This window comes from Chloroflexota bacterium, from assembly GCA_020850535.1.
Taxonomy (GTDB): domain Bacteria; phylum Chloroflexota; class UBA6077; order UBA6077; family JACCZL01; genus JADZEM01.
Genome location: JADZEM010000135.1, coordinates 70,234 through 83,094 on the forward strand (window position 1 = coordinate 70,234; position 12,861 = coordinate 83,094).

The window sequence follows — 12,861 nt, forward strand, 5'->3', positions numbered from 1 at the left end:
GCAGCGTGTTGGCCTCAGCGCGGGGCGGGCCGCCGGTCAGCGGCCCGCCACCTGGGGCAGATGCGCCAGCGCCTCCTGGATGGCCGCTTCCGGGTACTCGTAGTCTTCGAGCTGGCCCGAGAAGTAGGCGTCGTAGGCGGCCATGTCGAAGTGGCCGTGCCCGGAGAGCAGGAAGAGGATCACGCGCGGCTCGCCGGCCTCCTTCGCAGCCAGCGCCTCGTCGATGGCCGAGCGGATCGCGTGGGCCGACTCGGGGGCCGGCATGATCCCCTCGGTCCGCGCGAACTGCACGGCGGCGTCGAATACCTTCGTCTGGGCGTGCGCGACGGCCTCGATGACCCCCTCGTCCACCAGCTGGCAGACCAGGGGCGCGTCGCCGTGGTAGCGCAGGCCGCCCGCGTGGATCGACGGCGGCACGAACGTGTGCCCGAGCGTGTGCATCTTGACCAGCGGCGTCAGCCCGACGGTGTCGCCCAGGTCGTAGGTGTAGACGCCCTTGGTGAGGGTCGGGCAGGCCAGCGGCTCGGCGGCGACGAAGCGCGTCTTCTTGCCGTGCTTGAGCCGCTCCCCCACGAACGGGAACGAGATCCCGGCGAAGTTGGAGCCGCCGCCGACGCACCCGATGACCACGTCCGGGTACTCGCCGGCCAGCTCCATCTGCTTCATGCTCTCCTGCCCGACGACCGTCTGATGCAGCAGCACGTGGTTCAGGACGCTGCCGAGCGAGTAGTGGGCATCGTCGTGGGTGGCGGCGTCCTCGACGGCCTCCGAGATGGCGATGCCGAGCGATCCTGGCGAGTCGGGCGCTTCCTCCAGCACCTTGCGGCCGGCGTTGGTCTGCTCTGACGGGCTGGCGTAGATGGTCGCGCCGTACGCCTGGATCAACGACTTCCGATACGGCTTCTGGTAGTAGGACGCCTTGACCATGTACACCGTGCACTCGAGGTCGAACATGGTGGCGGCCAGGGCGATGGCCGTGCCCCACTGGCCGGCCCCGGTCTCGGTGGTCAGCCGTTTGATGCCCTCTTGCTTGTTGTAGTAGGCCTGGGCGACGGCCGTGTTGGTCTTGTGCGAGCCTGAGGGCGAGACGCCCTCGTACTTGTAGTAGATGTGGGCAGGGGTATCGAGCGCCTTCTCCAGCCGGCGGGCGCGGAACAGCGGCGAGGGCCGCCAGAGCCGGTAGATGTCCCGGACCTCGTCGGGGATCTCGATGCGGGGCTCCTGCGAGACCTCCTGCATGATGATCCCCATCGGGAACAGGGGAGCCAGATCGGCCGGGCCGAGCGGCTGTCCGGTGCCCGGGTGCAGGGCTGGGGCCGGCGGGCTGGACAGGTCCGGGACGATATTGTACCAGTGGGTCGGCAGATCGCGTTCGTCGAGCACAATCTTGGTCTGCTTGTCGTCCAGGGGCATGCCGAGCCTCCTCGCTACGCGGCCTGGGTCGTGGATCGTGGATCGTGGATCGTGGATCGTGGATCGTGGATCGTGGCGGGAGTATAGCCAGCCCTCGTCCCGCTGGACCTCCAGCACCGCGTGCTGGAAACGTCACGCGCCCAGCAGCGAACCGAAGACACCCTCGGGCAAGTCAGCGAGCGTTGGCACAGTCACGTCGGCGCGGAGCGCGGCGTACCCCGGCCCGACACCAATCGTGCGCATGCCGGCGCGGCGTGCCCCCTCGATACCGGGAGCCGCGTCCTCGACGACGATGCAGCGGCGTGCGTCGACCCCAAGCCGCTCGGCGGCCGTCACGAACGGTTCCGGGTCAGGCTTTCCCCTGGCAACGTCCTCCGCGCAGACGATGGCCCCGAAATACCGTTCGAGCCGGTGGGCGCCGAGCATCACCGTGAGGTTCAGCCCTGGTGCCGACGAGGCCACGCCCTGACGCCAGCCGTCGTCCCGGAGCCGGTCAAGCCACTCCGTCACGCCGGGGAGGAGCGCGATGCCTCCGGCCCGCATGAGGTCCCGACACCTCGTCTCCTTGATGTCTTCGAGCCGCCGAATCTCCTCCGGCGTGAGGTCGGGACCGAGCAGGCTGCGGAGCGCCGTGTCCATCTTCTGGCCGATGATAGACTCGAAGCGCTCCCGACTCAGCACATAGTCGCGATGAGCCAGCGCCTCACACCAAGCCTGCCAGTGACATTCGAGCGAATCGACCAGCGTGCCGTCAACGTCCCAGATGACAGCGCGCGGCTCGGAGCGCGCCATCAGCATACCGATCCCGAGTCGGAGATCGAGTCAGTCCGACGAACGATGAGAACCGGGTGTGCCGAATCGTCGTTCGTCACGACGATATCGGCGCGCTCTCGTGGCTGAGCCGCTGCCAGGTACAGGCGCTGCCCAGGGATATACCGCCGTGTGTAGCGGTCATGGACGGCGGCAGCGGTCCCGAAGAGCTCCAGATCGCGAAGCATGGCACGGTTGTACGCTACGGAGAAATCCACGTCTACAAAGACCCGAAGATCCCAGAAGCTCACCAGCTCCGGTCGCAGCAAGAACACGCCGTCGAACAGGAGCACCGCGTCAGGATCTGCGATCTCGGTGGGCATCTCAACAGACCTGTCGGCTCGGGAGTCGAACACCGCCCGGCGGTAGCGACGACTGCCTCTCGGCCCCAACGGTAGGAGAAGAGTCTCCTGCAGCGCGGAGTAGTCGAAGGAGTCGTGATAGTAGCCCTCCGGCGAGAGTGGGCCACGCTGCTGGCGCTCGGCGCGAGGGCGATGGAACCCATCGATTGATGCCCGTACGACCGACCGTCCTCGCGACCCGATCACCTCGGCCAGCTCGTCGGCCAGTGTGGTCTTGCCCGCGGCATCAACCCCGTCAATCGCGACGCGGACCGGATGTGGCCGCCGAATACTGGCGATTCGGTCGGCCAACGAGTCGAGGAGTGTCTGACGGGTGGTTTCACGAGCGTCGTGTGGTGACATGCTGTAGCAGGTCCCGAGTCGCTGAGGCCGCGAATTCTCACTCGCGAGGGGCGCCGCTCGAACGGGGGCGTGGGGCGTGGGGCGTGGGGCGTGGGGCGTGGGGCGTGGGGCGTGGGGCGTGGCGGGAGTATACCGAGCCATCGGTCCAGCCACGCCCGCACCTGGAGCCAGCCGCAGGGCGATTGCACGTTGAGCGGGTCGCGCAGCGCCGTCGGGGCTTGAAAGCCCCGCCTACCATCCTGCAGTCGCTTCGCGACGCTCCAGGCTCACCTGTTGCCGCTGCTCCCGGCGTCCGTCGCGCAGCGACGGCGTGAGTGTAGGCGGGGGTTTCAACCCCCCACTGCGCGTTGCATGGCGTTGCGGGAACATCAACGAACGTGCAATCGCCCTGGAGCCAGCCGAATCACCGGACGGTCGGCCGTCATCGCTGCTTCACCGGGGCGGCGCGCCGTTACGTCCAGACTCGTGGTAGGCTGGGGCGGTTACGGTGGGCGTGTGCCCCAGCGAGGGCCGCGTCGTCCTGGTGAAGCAGCGAAGGCGCCCTGATCTGACCCCATCCAAGGAGCCGAACGTGCGTGCGACCGATTCCGCTGCTGGCCAGGCGTCCCACGCACCCCGGCCTGACGGGGCAGGGAACGTCTCATCTCGAACGACGACAATGCCAGCCCACCCGGCTTCGGCAGGGTGGCTCATGCTCGGGCTGCTCCTGCTCAGCGCCATCCCGCTCATCGCTGGCGGCGTCCGCCTGTCCGAGCTTGCGGCAGGCGCGACTATCACACCGGCCAATGCGCGCTTCTTCGCGTCACCGCTGCCGGTGGTGCTCCACATCGTGAGCGCGAGCGTGTTTGCCGTCCTGGGCGCGTTCCAGTTCGCGCCCCGCTTCCGCCAGCGCTGGCCCGGCTGGCACCGCCGCGTCGGCAGGCTCGTGGTCGTCTCCGGGCTCGCCGCCGCCCTGTCGGGACTCTGGATGGCGCACTTCTATCAGCTTCCGGTGCTGGATGGCCCGCTCCTGTACGGGTTCCGGCTGCTGTTCGGCTCACTCATGGCCGTCGCCATCGTCCGCGCCTTCACCGCGATCCGGCGCGGGGATGTCCGTCGCCATCGTGCCTGGATGATGCGCGGCTACGCCATCGGGCTGGGCGCGGGCACGCAGGTGCTCACCCTGCTGGCCGGCGAGATGGTCGCCGGCCCGCCCGGTGCGTTGAGCCGCGCGCTCCTGATGGGCGCGGGCTGGGCGATCAACGTCGTCGTGGCCGAATGGGCCATCCGCCGGCGAGCGTCACGACTGTCGGCGGCCACTCGGTGAGGTGACCTGAACGATTGCCTGCGCGTCGGTGTTCCCTCGACGCCGCGAAACGAGCCGTCGGGGATTGGCGCTGCCGGCCTCGGCGTAGCCGTAGCCGAACGATGGCTGACGGTAGGAACTGACCTTGTCGGCGTACAGCGGCTGTCGGTGTACAGCGGCGCGGTAGAAGCCCTGCTTCGCGAAGAGGCTGGCCCAGCCTGGACGCTGTCGCGTGCGGTCTGCCAGCGCCCGGTGGCGTGGGGAATGGCCCGATGATAGCGGGCGCGAGCGGATCAGATGTGGCCGGCTCAGTGGCCGTCTCAGGCGTTCAGGAAGTCGCCGAGGGCTGTCACCAGCCGCTCGATCTCGTGGTCGTCGTTGTAGGGCGCCAGGCCGATACGCAGGCCGCCGCTGTCCGCCACACCCAGCTGCACGAACGGCTCGTAGGCGTAGAACGAGCCGGCCGGAGCCAGGATGTTGCGCTCGGCCAGGAAGGTAGAGGCGTCCTCGCTGCGCCGGTCGCGGAAGGTCGCGAACAGGGTCGGCGTGCGATCCTGCGCCTTCGAGTGCAGGGTGACGCGATCCTCCCAGGTGAGCAGCGCATCCTCGACCGAGTGGAGCAGCCGCGTCTCGTGGGCGTCGATCTCGTGGTTGGCGGCGACAAGCCACGCCCGGCGGTCCCGCCGGGCGCCGTCCGTTGGCGGCGCGAGACTGGCGATGAAGTCGACTGCCGCCGTCGCGCCGGCCATGATCTCGTAGGGGAGGGTGCCGAACTCGAACCGCTCGGGGACGACGTTGGTGGAGGGCAGCAGCTTGTCGGGCAGGATGGTTTCGAGCAGCGCGGGATCGGCGGCCAGCACGGCGCAGTGCGGCCCGAAGAACTTGTACGGCGAGCAGACGTAGAAGTCCGCCCCGAGCGCCCCCGCATCCACGCTGGCGTGCGGGGTGTAGTGGACGCCGTCCACGTAGACGAGCGCGCCGACCGCGTGGGCGCGCGCAGCGATCCGGCCGACGGCCGGCCGTGTGCCGATCAGGTTGGACGCGGCGGTCACGGCGACGAGCCGGGTGCGCGGATTGACGATCTCGTCCAGGGCGCTGAGGTCGAAGTCGGCGGTGGCGGCGTCGACGGTGAGCCAGCGGACTGTCGCGCCGACGTGCTCGGCGGCCTGGATCCACGGGCGGACATTGGCATCGTGGTCGAGCTGGCTGACGACGACCTCGTCGCCCGGCTCCCACGCCTTCGCGAGGTGCCGGGAGAAGTCGTAGGTGATCTGGGTGGCGCTGCGCCCGTAAACGATGCCGGCGGGCGGCACGTTGAGGAGGTCGCTGTAGGCCGCGCGGAAGGCGTTGACGGCGTCGTCGGCGTTACGCTCGGAGAGGCCGACGGTGCCTCGGTTGGAGAGCGGGCCGCACAGCGTCTCGGCGATGGCCTGCCCGACGACGGCGGGCGTCTGGGTGCCGCCGGGACCGTCGAAGTGGGCGATGCCGGATGCCAGGGAGGGGAACTGCGCGCGGAGGGCGGCGACATCAAGCGTCATGGGTGAACGATGCTCCTCAGGCTTCGCGGAGTATAGCGAGCATGCGACGCCGGCGGGCCGGTGCCGTATGCTCCCACCACGGTCCGGGCTGCCACATCGCCCTGGCCGCGGCGGAGCGCACCGCATCATGGGGCACGATGGCCATTCACACCGCGCTGACTGACGCCTTTGGCCTGACCTACCCGATCGTGCTGGCCCCGATGGGAGGCATCGCCGGCGGCCGCGATCGTCGGCGATGCCGCCGGGCTGATCGAGTCGGTGGCTCCGGCTGCCGACCTGCTGGCGCAGATCGGCGCGGAGGCCGAATCCCGCCTGAGATCCGGCCCCGGCCTGATCGTCGAGTAGTCCACCGCACCGGACATGAGGGGACCGTCACCCGACCGTAGCAGGACCGCGCGCCCGCTCGTCATCCCGACCGCGGCGAGGAACGAGCGGAGAGGGATCTTCCTCGTGTAACCACCAAGGGGAAGATCCCTCGACTGCGTTCGCACGCTCACTCCGCTCGGGATGACAGGTTCGGGTGCCAGGGCGATTGCATGTTCGCTGGTGTTCCCGAAGCGCGACGAGACGCGCAGTCGGGGGTTGAAACCCCCGCCTACACGCATTCAGTCGCTGCGCGACGGACGCCGGGAACAGCGTCGTCCGGCGAGACCGGGGCGTCGCGCAGCGACTGCAGGATGGTAGGCGGGGCTTTCAAGCCCCGACGCGGCGGCACGACGACATCAACAGGCAATCGCCCTGGTTCGGGTGCAGGGTCACTCCGCTCGGGATGACGGTGACGGAGAATCAGCGGCCGACGCCGCTCACCGGACCACGGTCGCCGCGACCCCACCGCGAGATCACCACCTTGCTCTCGGTGAAGAAGCGGATCGCGTCGCGGCCCTGTGGGTGCAACACCCCCAGGAACGACTGCTTCGCGCCGCTGAATGGGAACATCGCCACGGGAGCGGCCACGCCCACATTGATCCCGATGTTGCCCGTCTCCACTTCGTAGCGGAACTGGCGGGCCGCCGCGCCGCTCTCCGTGAAGATCGAGGCCGCGTTGCCGTATTCCGCCGCGTTGATCTGGGCAATCGCCTCGTCCAGGCTGCCGACCGCCGACATCCCCAACACCGGCCCGAACAGCTCCTCGCGGTAGGTGGCCGAGTCCTTGCGGACGTTGTCCAGGACCGTCGGGCCCACAAAGTAGCCCTTCGGATACTCCGGGACGTGCGCCGTCCGACCGTCCAGCACCGGATCGGCGCCCTCATCGACCGCCCGTGCGATCGCGCCGAACAGCCGATCCCGCGCCGCCGCCGACACCACCGGCCCCATGTCCACGCCCGCATCCAGGCCGTTGCCCAGCCGCAACCCCTGGGCCGCGCTCCGGATCTGCTCGCGCGCCGCCGCGTGCGCCGACCCAACCGGCAGCACCAGCGAGTTCGCCAGACAGCGCTGCCCCGCCGCCCCGAACGCCGAGTTCATGATCGTCGGCAGGTAGGCGTCCAGGTCCGCGTCCGGCATCACCACGATGGCGTTCTTCGCGCCGCCGCTCGCCTGGACCCGCTTGCCGGCCGCCGCCGCCCGCGCATAGACGTACTGGGCCGTCTTCGTGGCCCCGACGAACGAGATCCCCTTGATCTTCGGGTGGTCGAGCAGCGCGTTGACGGCGTCGTGCGCGCCGTTCACCAGGTTCATCACCCCCGGTGGGAAGCCCGCCTGCTCGATCAGCTCGAACACCCGCCGCTGCACCATCGGATCCTGCTCCGACGGCTTGAGGATGAACGTGTTGCCCGTCGCCACCGCGTACGGCCAGAACCAGAACGCGATCATGAACGGGAAGTTGAACGGCGTGATCCCCGCGAACACCCCCAGCGGCTGGTAGACCACCTCCTCGTCGATGCCCCGCGCCGCGCCGTCCTCCAGACCGTAGCCCATCATCAGGCTCGGCGTGCCGCAGGCCGTCTCGACGTTCTCGATGCCCCGCTGGACCTCCCCCCGCGCGTCGTCCAGCGTCTTGCCCATTTCCGTGACGATCATCCGCGCCAGGGACTCGCGCTCGTCCTCCAGCAACTGGCGCAGCCGGAAGAACGGGCGCGCCCGCTCCTGGGGCGGCGTCGAGCGCCAGCCGGGGTAGGCTGTCAGCGCCGCCCGGACCGCCGCGTCCACGTCGGCAGCGCTGCTCAGTGGCACCTCGGCCAATACCTCGTCGGTGGCCGGGTTGCGAACCTCGCGGGTCTCGGCGGCGGATGCGTTGACCCACTGGCCGCCGACGTAGTTCTGCAACAGGGTGCGGCTCGTGGTCGCCATGACAGTAACCCCTTCAGACCGGCTACTTCATGCCGGTCATCGCAATGCCGCGTACGAAGTACCGCTGGAAGAACAGGAACAGCGCCACCGTCGGCACAATCGAGATCAGCGACGCCGCCATCACCAGACTCCACTCGGCCCGGTACTCGCTGATGAAGTTGGTGACGCCGATCGGGAGGGTGTACATCGCCTGACGGTTCATCACCAGCAGCGGCAGCAGGTAGTCGTTCCACCGCCACATGAACGTGAAGATCGCCAGGACCGCCAGCGCCGGCCCCGAGAGCGGCACCACGATCCGCACGAAGATGCCCAGCTCGGAGGCGCCGTCGATCCGCGCGGCATCCAGCAGCTCATCCGGGATGCTCTGCATGAACTGGCGGATCAGGAAGATCCCGAACGCGCTGGCCGTGCTCGGCAGGATCACCCCCCAGTAGCTGTTGATCAGCCCGAGCTTGGCGATGGTCACGTAGATCGGGATCATCGTGATCTGGAACGGCACCATCATGGTCGCCAGCACCGCGTAGAACAGCACCGTCTTGCCACGGAACTCGTACTTGGCAAAGGCGAAGCCGGCCAGCCCGTTCAGCACCACGGCCAGGAGCGTCGAGACCGTCGCGATGACGAAGCTGTTGATGGTGTACTGCGCGAACTGCGTCCGAGGGTAGGTCCAGGCGCGGTAAAAGTTCTCGAACGCCAGGTACGGACGCGGGATGACCGAGAGATCGGACTCGTACCCCTGCGGCCGGAGCGCCGTCGCGATCATCCAGATGAACGGGAAGAACATCAGGATCGCGACGACGACCAGGATGGCGTACAGCGCGGCGGTCTGGAGCGCACTGGCGGCGGCCACGCTCTTGCCAGGGGTGTCGTAGGCGCGAGCGTCACGCGGCAGCTCGGCGTCGAGCGTCGTGGCGGAGGTCTGATCGGCAGCCATCAGTACTCCACCTCACGCCCGAAGAACTTGAACTGCAGCCAGGAGATCGCGAAGATCGCCAGGAACAGGATCACCGCCATCGCCGAGGCGTACCCCATCTGGTACTGCTGGAACGCGGCGCGGTAGATCGCCATCACCATGACCATCGAGGAGTAGCCGGGGCCACCGTTCGTCATCAGGTAGACCGGCACGAACACCTCGAACGAGCCGATGATGCCGATCACCAGCGCGAAGAGGGTCGTCGGGCGCAGCAGCGGCAGCGTGATCGACCAGAACAGCTGCCAGCGATTCGCGCCGTCGATCTTGCCGGCCTCGTACACCGTGATCGGGATCGTCTGGAGGCCGGCCAGGAAGATCACGGTGTAGAAGCCGAGGTTCTTCCAGAGCGACATGAAGACGATGGCCGGCAGCGCCAGGACCGGATCGCTCGTCCAGAGCTGAGCCGGCAGCCCGAAGTCGGTCAGGAACGAGTTGATGATCCCGTCCGGGTGGATGAACATCAGCCGCCAGACCAGCGCGCCGGCCACCCAGGAGATCACGACCGGCAGGTAGATCATCGCGCGGAAGAACGTGCGCCCCCGCAACGGCGAGTCCAGCACCAGCGCCAGCCCAAGCGAAAACGCCAGCAACGGCAGCACCGTCCCCAGGCTGTAGACCACCGTGTTCCGCACCGAGGTCATGAACAGGTCGTCGCGCAGCAGGTTCAGGTAGTTGCGGACGCCGTTGGGCTCGGGCGTGCCCAGGCCGTCCCAGCGCGTGAAGCTCATCCCGAAGGAGAAGAGCATCGGGCCGAAGACGAACACCATGAACAGCAGCAGGTTCGGGAGGATGAACAGGTAGGGCACGATGTCGCGCTGCCGCACGCGACGTCGCGCGCGCGGCAGCGCCATGCTCTGGGTCGCCATCGGTTACCTCGACTCGACGTCCGGGTTCTCCTGGATGTACTGGTTGCCGCGCTCCTCCAGCCGCTTCGCCGTGTCCTCCGGCGACTGGTTCTCCAGCATCATCTTCGAGGTCTCTTCGAGGACGATCGGGGTGACGCCCGCCGAGTAGGACCGCGCCACGTAGCCGGCGTAGGCCGGCGGCATCGTCTGGATCTGCTTGTGGAACGTCTGCATCAGGTCGTCACGGACCTGGAACTTCATCTGCTGGCCGGCCATCATGTCCGAGCGGACCGGCATGAAGTTCGCCGTCTCGTCAAACAGCTTGAGCATCTCCACCGACGTGAAGAACTCGAAGAACGCCGCCGCCTCTTTCGGATACTTCGTCTTCTTCCAGGCCACAATCGGCGTGCCGCCCAGCGAGGTCGTCTGGGTCTTGTCCTTGGGGATGAACGTCACCCCCCACTTGAACTTGTCCTTGATGTTCGAGTCCAGGTAGTTGATGTTCCACTGGCCGAGGATCGCCATCGAGGCGGTGCCCCGGATGAACTGGTCGCACTCCTCGTTCGGCACCTTGGTGGTCCAGATCGCCGGCGGCGCCCACTTCTTCTCGGTCCAGTCCTTCAGGAACTTGAGGGCGGCGATGCCCTCCGGGTTGTTGATCGCAATCTTGGTGAAGTCGTCGTTCACCAGCTTGCCGCCCGTGCTGTAGAGGAAGCTCGGCATCCAGCGCCCGCTGTAGCCCTGGTTGTGGGTGAAGGCGTACTGCTGCTGCTTGGCGGCCAACAGCTTCTCGTTGATCTCCCCGAACTGCTGGAACGTCCAGGAGTCCTTCAGCTCGGTGGGCGGCTTCACGCCGATGGCGTCGAGGGCGTCCACCCGGTAGAACAGGGCCGAGGTGTCGGTGGTGTGCGGCAGGCCGAAGAACCGCCCCTTGAACTGGCAGTAGGCCGCCAGGGCCGGCAGGAAGTTCTTGCCGTAGTCGGCCGGCAGCATGTCCGTCAGGTCCAGCAGATGCCCCTGATAGGCCCAGAGCCGGATCGTGTTGCTGCCGTGCCGCCACATGTCCGGGGCCTGGTCCGCCGCGACCATCGCCTGGGCCTTCGGCAGCCGGTCCTGGTCCGCGACGACCATCGACTCCATCTTGATGTTGGCGTACTTCTTGTTCCAGGCCTCGTAGATCTGATCGTACGCGGCCTGCTCCTTGTCCCCCGCGACATGGTGCATGAACGTCAGGGTGATGTTGTCCGAGGTCAAGGCCCCGGCGGCCGGCTTGGCAGCCTGGGCGGCGGCCGGCGCAGCGGGGGCCGCACCGGCCGGCTTGGTCTCGGCCGGCTTGGTCTCGGCCGGCTTCGACTCGGCCGGCTTGCTGGGCGCCGGGCCGCTGGCCGGCGCGGAGGCGGACTGCCCACAGGCGGCCAGCACCAGCGCGCCGGCTCCGCCAGCCCCGAGCTTCAAGAGTGTCCGGCGCGACCATGTCCGTGGCTGTTCCCGCTGATCCATCCCTTGACCCATCACGATTCCCCTTCCCTGGAGATCGGCATCCGCCCCAACGACGTGAGCGGATGCCCCGGTACGACCCAGGAACCACCCAACTGCTGTGCGCAGACGCAGACGCGCACCGCAGATCGTGTGCGCGGACGCACCAGCAGCCAAAACCTTTTGCCCGCACGCCGCCAGGCCTCTCCGGCGGCGTCTACGGCCTCCCCGTCGTGGCCCGATGGCCCTCACGCACAGCGCCTCGGCGTGCGGATGCTGCACGGACACGGTAACATCCGCACAGGCAGGCGTCAAGGCGAGTGGCGGAGGCTTTCGCGCAACGAATGTCCGTGCTGATACGAATCAGCGCCCCCTCTCTTGGGGTGACGTGCTCACAGGGGGCCGAGCCGCGGGGAGGGCGGCCCCTACGAGGCGAGGCTCGCCAGCATCCCGCACGCATCTCGGGGCAGCGGGGTGCACGCCGTGTCCAACTATCGGGCAGGTTGACGGGCTTCCGGTGCGGATGCTACCGTGCCTGTGCAGTATCCGCACCAAATCGCGCCAGTGGGCGCCCGTGTTCGGGCGTTGCATCGGCCGCCCGCCGCCGTATTTCGTGCCAGGACCATGCATGACCTCTTCGCCGCGCGCCTCCGCCGCCGATCTCGACGAAGCGCCGCTCCGCACCTTTGACAAGGGGCTGACTGTCCTCGAAGGGCTGGCCGACATCGGGCGGCAGGGCGCGACGACCGCCGAGCTTGGCCGCCGCCTGGGGCTGCATCGCACCACCGTCCACCGCTTTCTGCAGACGCTCGCCCGGCGCGGCTACGCCGAGCAGATCGCCAACAGCGACCGCTACCGGGTGGGCCTCAAGGTGCTCGGGCTGGCCTCCTCGACGATGGCCGGCCTCTCGTTTCGCGACGTCGGCATGCCGGTGCTGGAGACGCTCAGCGCGGAGACCCATGAGACCGTCCACCTGGTGATGCTCGACCAGGGGGAGGTCGTCACGGTGGACCGCATCGAGGCCGAGCACCCCATCGCCCTCCGCACCTACATCGGGGCGCGGCGGCCGGCCTACTGCTCGGCGGCCGGCAAGGCGATGCTCGCCTACTTGCCGCTGCCAGAGGTCGACCGGATCCTGGCGCGGGGCATGCCGGCCCGCACGCCGAAGACGATCACCGATCCGCACCGCTTCAAGGCGCAGTTGTGGGAAGTGACACAGTGCGGGTACGCCCTGGACGACGAGGAGAACCTGGAGGACGTGCGGTGCGCCGCCGCGCCCGTCTTCAATCTGGATGGGCGGCTGGCCGGGGGCGTCAGCCTGCTCGCGCCGGCCATGCGGGTGAATGACATCCGCCTCCAGGAGTTGGCCGAGGCAGTCCTGGCGGCGGCCCGCGAGCTGTCGCGCCGCCTTGGCTACCAGGAGCGGTAGCCCCCGCCCTCAACCAGCAGGATCGTGATTGCAGCCCGGGGAAGGCTCACCCTCACTGCTGGTGAGCCCTTCACCGCCGGTACAGAACAGCGGAGCGCG

At 68.3% G+C, this 12,861-nt stretch carries 10 protein-coding genes; 2 read left to right on the forward strand and 8 right to left on the reverse strand.

The genetic code is table 11. From position 1 onward, the window contains the following. Positions 1-36: 36 nt before the first annotated feature. The 3 genes from IT306_19895 to IT306_19905 all read right to left on the reverse strand — a co-directional run bounded on the left by IT306_19895 (position 37) and on the right by IT306_19905 (position 2,927). A complete protein-coding gene (locus tag IT306_19895; GenBank protein MCC7370693.1) occupies positions 37-1,413 on the reverse strand; it encodes a TrpB-like pyridoxal phosphate-dependent enzyme in 1,377 nt (458 codons plus the stop codon). 132 nt (positions 1,414-1,545) lie between these two features. Beyond that, positions 1,546-2,205: an HAD family phosphatase gene (locus IT306_19900; protein MCC7370694.1), complete on the reverse strand. Its 660-nt coding sequence runs from the start codon at positions 2,203-2,205 to the stop codon at positions 1,546-1,548. Then, positions 2,205-2,927, reverse strand: coding sequence for a uridine kinase (locus tag IT306_19905; GenBank protein MCC7370695.1), 723 nt, complete (start codon positions 2,925-2,927; stop codon positions 2,205-2,207). The genes IT306_19900 and IT306_19905 overlap by 1 nt, the downstream gene beginning before the upstream one ends. A gap of 658 nt (positions 2,928-3,585) precedes the next feature. Here IT306_19905 and IT306_19910 point away from each other — a divergent pair. Further along, the gene (locus tag IT306_19910) at positions 3,586-4,233 is read left to right on the forward strand and encodes a DUF2306 domain-containing protein (protein ID MCC7370696.1); all 648 of its coding nucleotides are present in this window, start codon (positions 3,586-3,588) and stop codon (positions 4,231-4,233) included. 299 nt (positions 4,234-4,532) lie between these two features. Here the strand turns inward: IT306_19910 and IT306_19915 are convergent, their stop codons facing one another. The 5 genes from IT306_19915 to IT306_19935 form a co-directional block, all read right to left on the reverse strand. Then, positions 4,533-5,750, reverse strand: a complete 1,218-nt coding sequence (locus IT306_19915; protein ID MCC7370697.1) for a cysteine desulfurase-like protein — start codon at positions 5,748-5,750, stop codon at positions 4,533-4,535. A gap of 786 nt (positions 5,751-6,536) precedes the next feature. Then, the gene (locus tag IT306_19920) at positions 6,537-8,039 is read right to left on the reverse strand and encodes a CoA-acylating methylmalonate-semialdehyde dehydrogenase (protein ID MCC7370698.1); all 1,503 of its coding nucleotides are present in this window, start codon (positions 8,037-8,039) and stop codon (positions 6,537-6,539) included. A gap of 22 nt (positions 8,040-8,061) precedes the next feature. Then, the gene (locus IT306_19925) at positions 8,062-8,973 is read right to left on the reverse strand and encodes a carbohydrate ABC transporter permease (protein MCC7370699.1); all 912 of its coding nucleotides are present in this window, start codon (positions 8,971-8,973) and stop codon (positions 8,062-8,064) included. After that, positions 8,973-9,878: a sugar ABC transporter permease gene (locus IT306_19930; GenBank protein MCC7370700.1), complete on the reverse strand. Its 906-nt coding sequence runs from the start codon at positions 9,876-9,878 to the stop codon at positions 8,973-8,975. The genes IT306_19925 and IT306_19930 overlap by 1 nt, the downstream gene beginning before the upstream one ends. Positions 9,879-9,881: 3 nt before the next feature. Further along, entirely contained in the window at positions 9,882-11,372 is a 1,491-nt protein-coding gene (locus IT306_19935) for an extracellular solute-binding protein (GenBank protein ID MCC7370701.1), read from the reverse strand. 589 nt (positions 11,373-11,961) lie between these two features. Between IT306_19935 and IT306_19940 the strand changes: the two genes are divergently transcribed. Next, positions 11,962-12,762 (forward strand): IclR family transcriptional regulator, encoded by an 801-nt coding sequence (locus tag IT306_19940; protein MCC7370702.1) that lies wholly within the window; start codon positions 11,962-11,964, stop codon positions 12,760-12,762. Positions 12,763-12,861 lie beyond the last annotated feature (99 nt).

Excerpts from the sequence above, each read along its gene's own strand:
- IT306_19895 (MCC7370693.1), bottom strand. The coding sequence starts at position 1,413 with ATGCCCCTGGACGACAAGCAGACCAAGATTGTGCTCGACGAACGCGAT.
- IT306_19900 (MCC7370694.1), bottom strand. The coding sequence starts at position 2,205 with ATGGCGCGCTCCGAGCCGCGCGCTGTCATCTGGGACGTTGACGGCACG.
- IT306_19905 (MCC7370695.1), bottom strand. The coding sequence starts at position 2,927 with ATGTCACCACACGACGCTCGTGAAACCACCCGTCAGACACTCCTCGAC.
- IT306_19910 (MCC7370696.1), top strand. The coding sequence starts at position 3,586 with ATGCCAGCCCACCCGGCTTCGGCAGGGTGGCTCATGCTCGGGCTGCTC.
- IT306_19915 (MCC7370697.1), bottom strand. The coding sequence starts at position 5,750 with ATGACGCTTGATGTCGCCGCCCTCCGCGCGCAGTTCCCCTCCCTGGCA.
- IT306_19920 (MCC7370698.1), bottom strand. The coding sequence starts at position 8,039 with ATGGCGACCACGAGCCGCACCCTGTTGCAGAACTACGTCGGCGGCCAG.
- IT306_19925 (MCC7370699.1), bottom strand. The coding sequence starts at position 8,973 with ATGGCTGCCGATCAGACCTCCGCCACGACGCTCGACGCCGAGCTGCCG.
- IT306_19930 (MCC7370700.1), bottom strand. The coding sequence starts at position 9,878 with ATGGCGACCCAGAGCATGGCGCTGCCGCGCGCGCGACGTCGCGTGCGG.
- IT306_19940 (MCC7370702.1), top strand. The coding sequence starts at position 11,962 with ATGACCTCTTCGCCGCGCGCCTCCGCCGCCGATCTCGACGAAGCGCCG.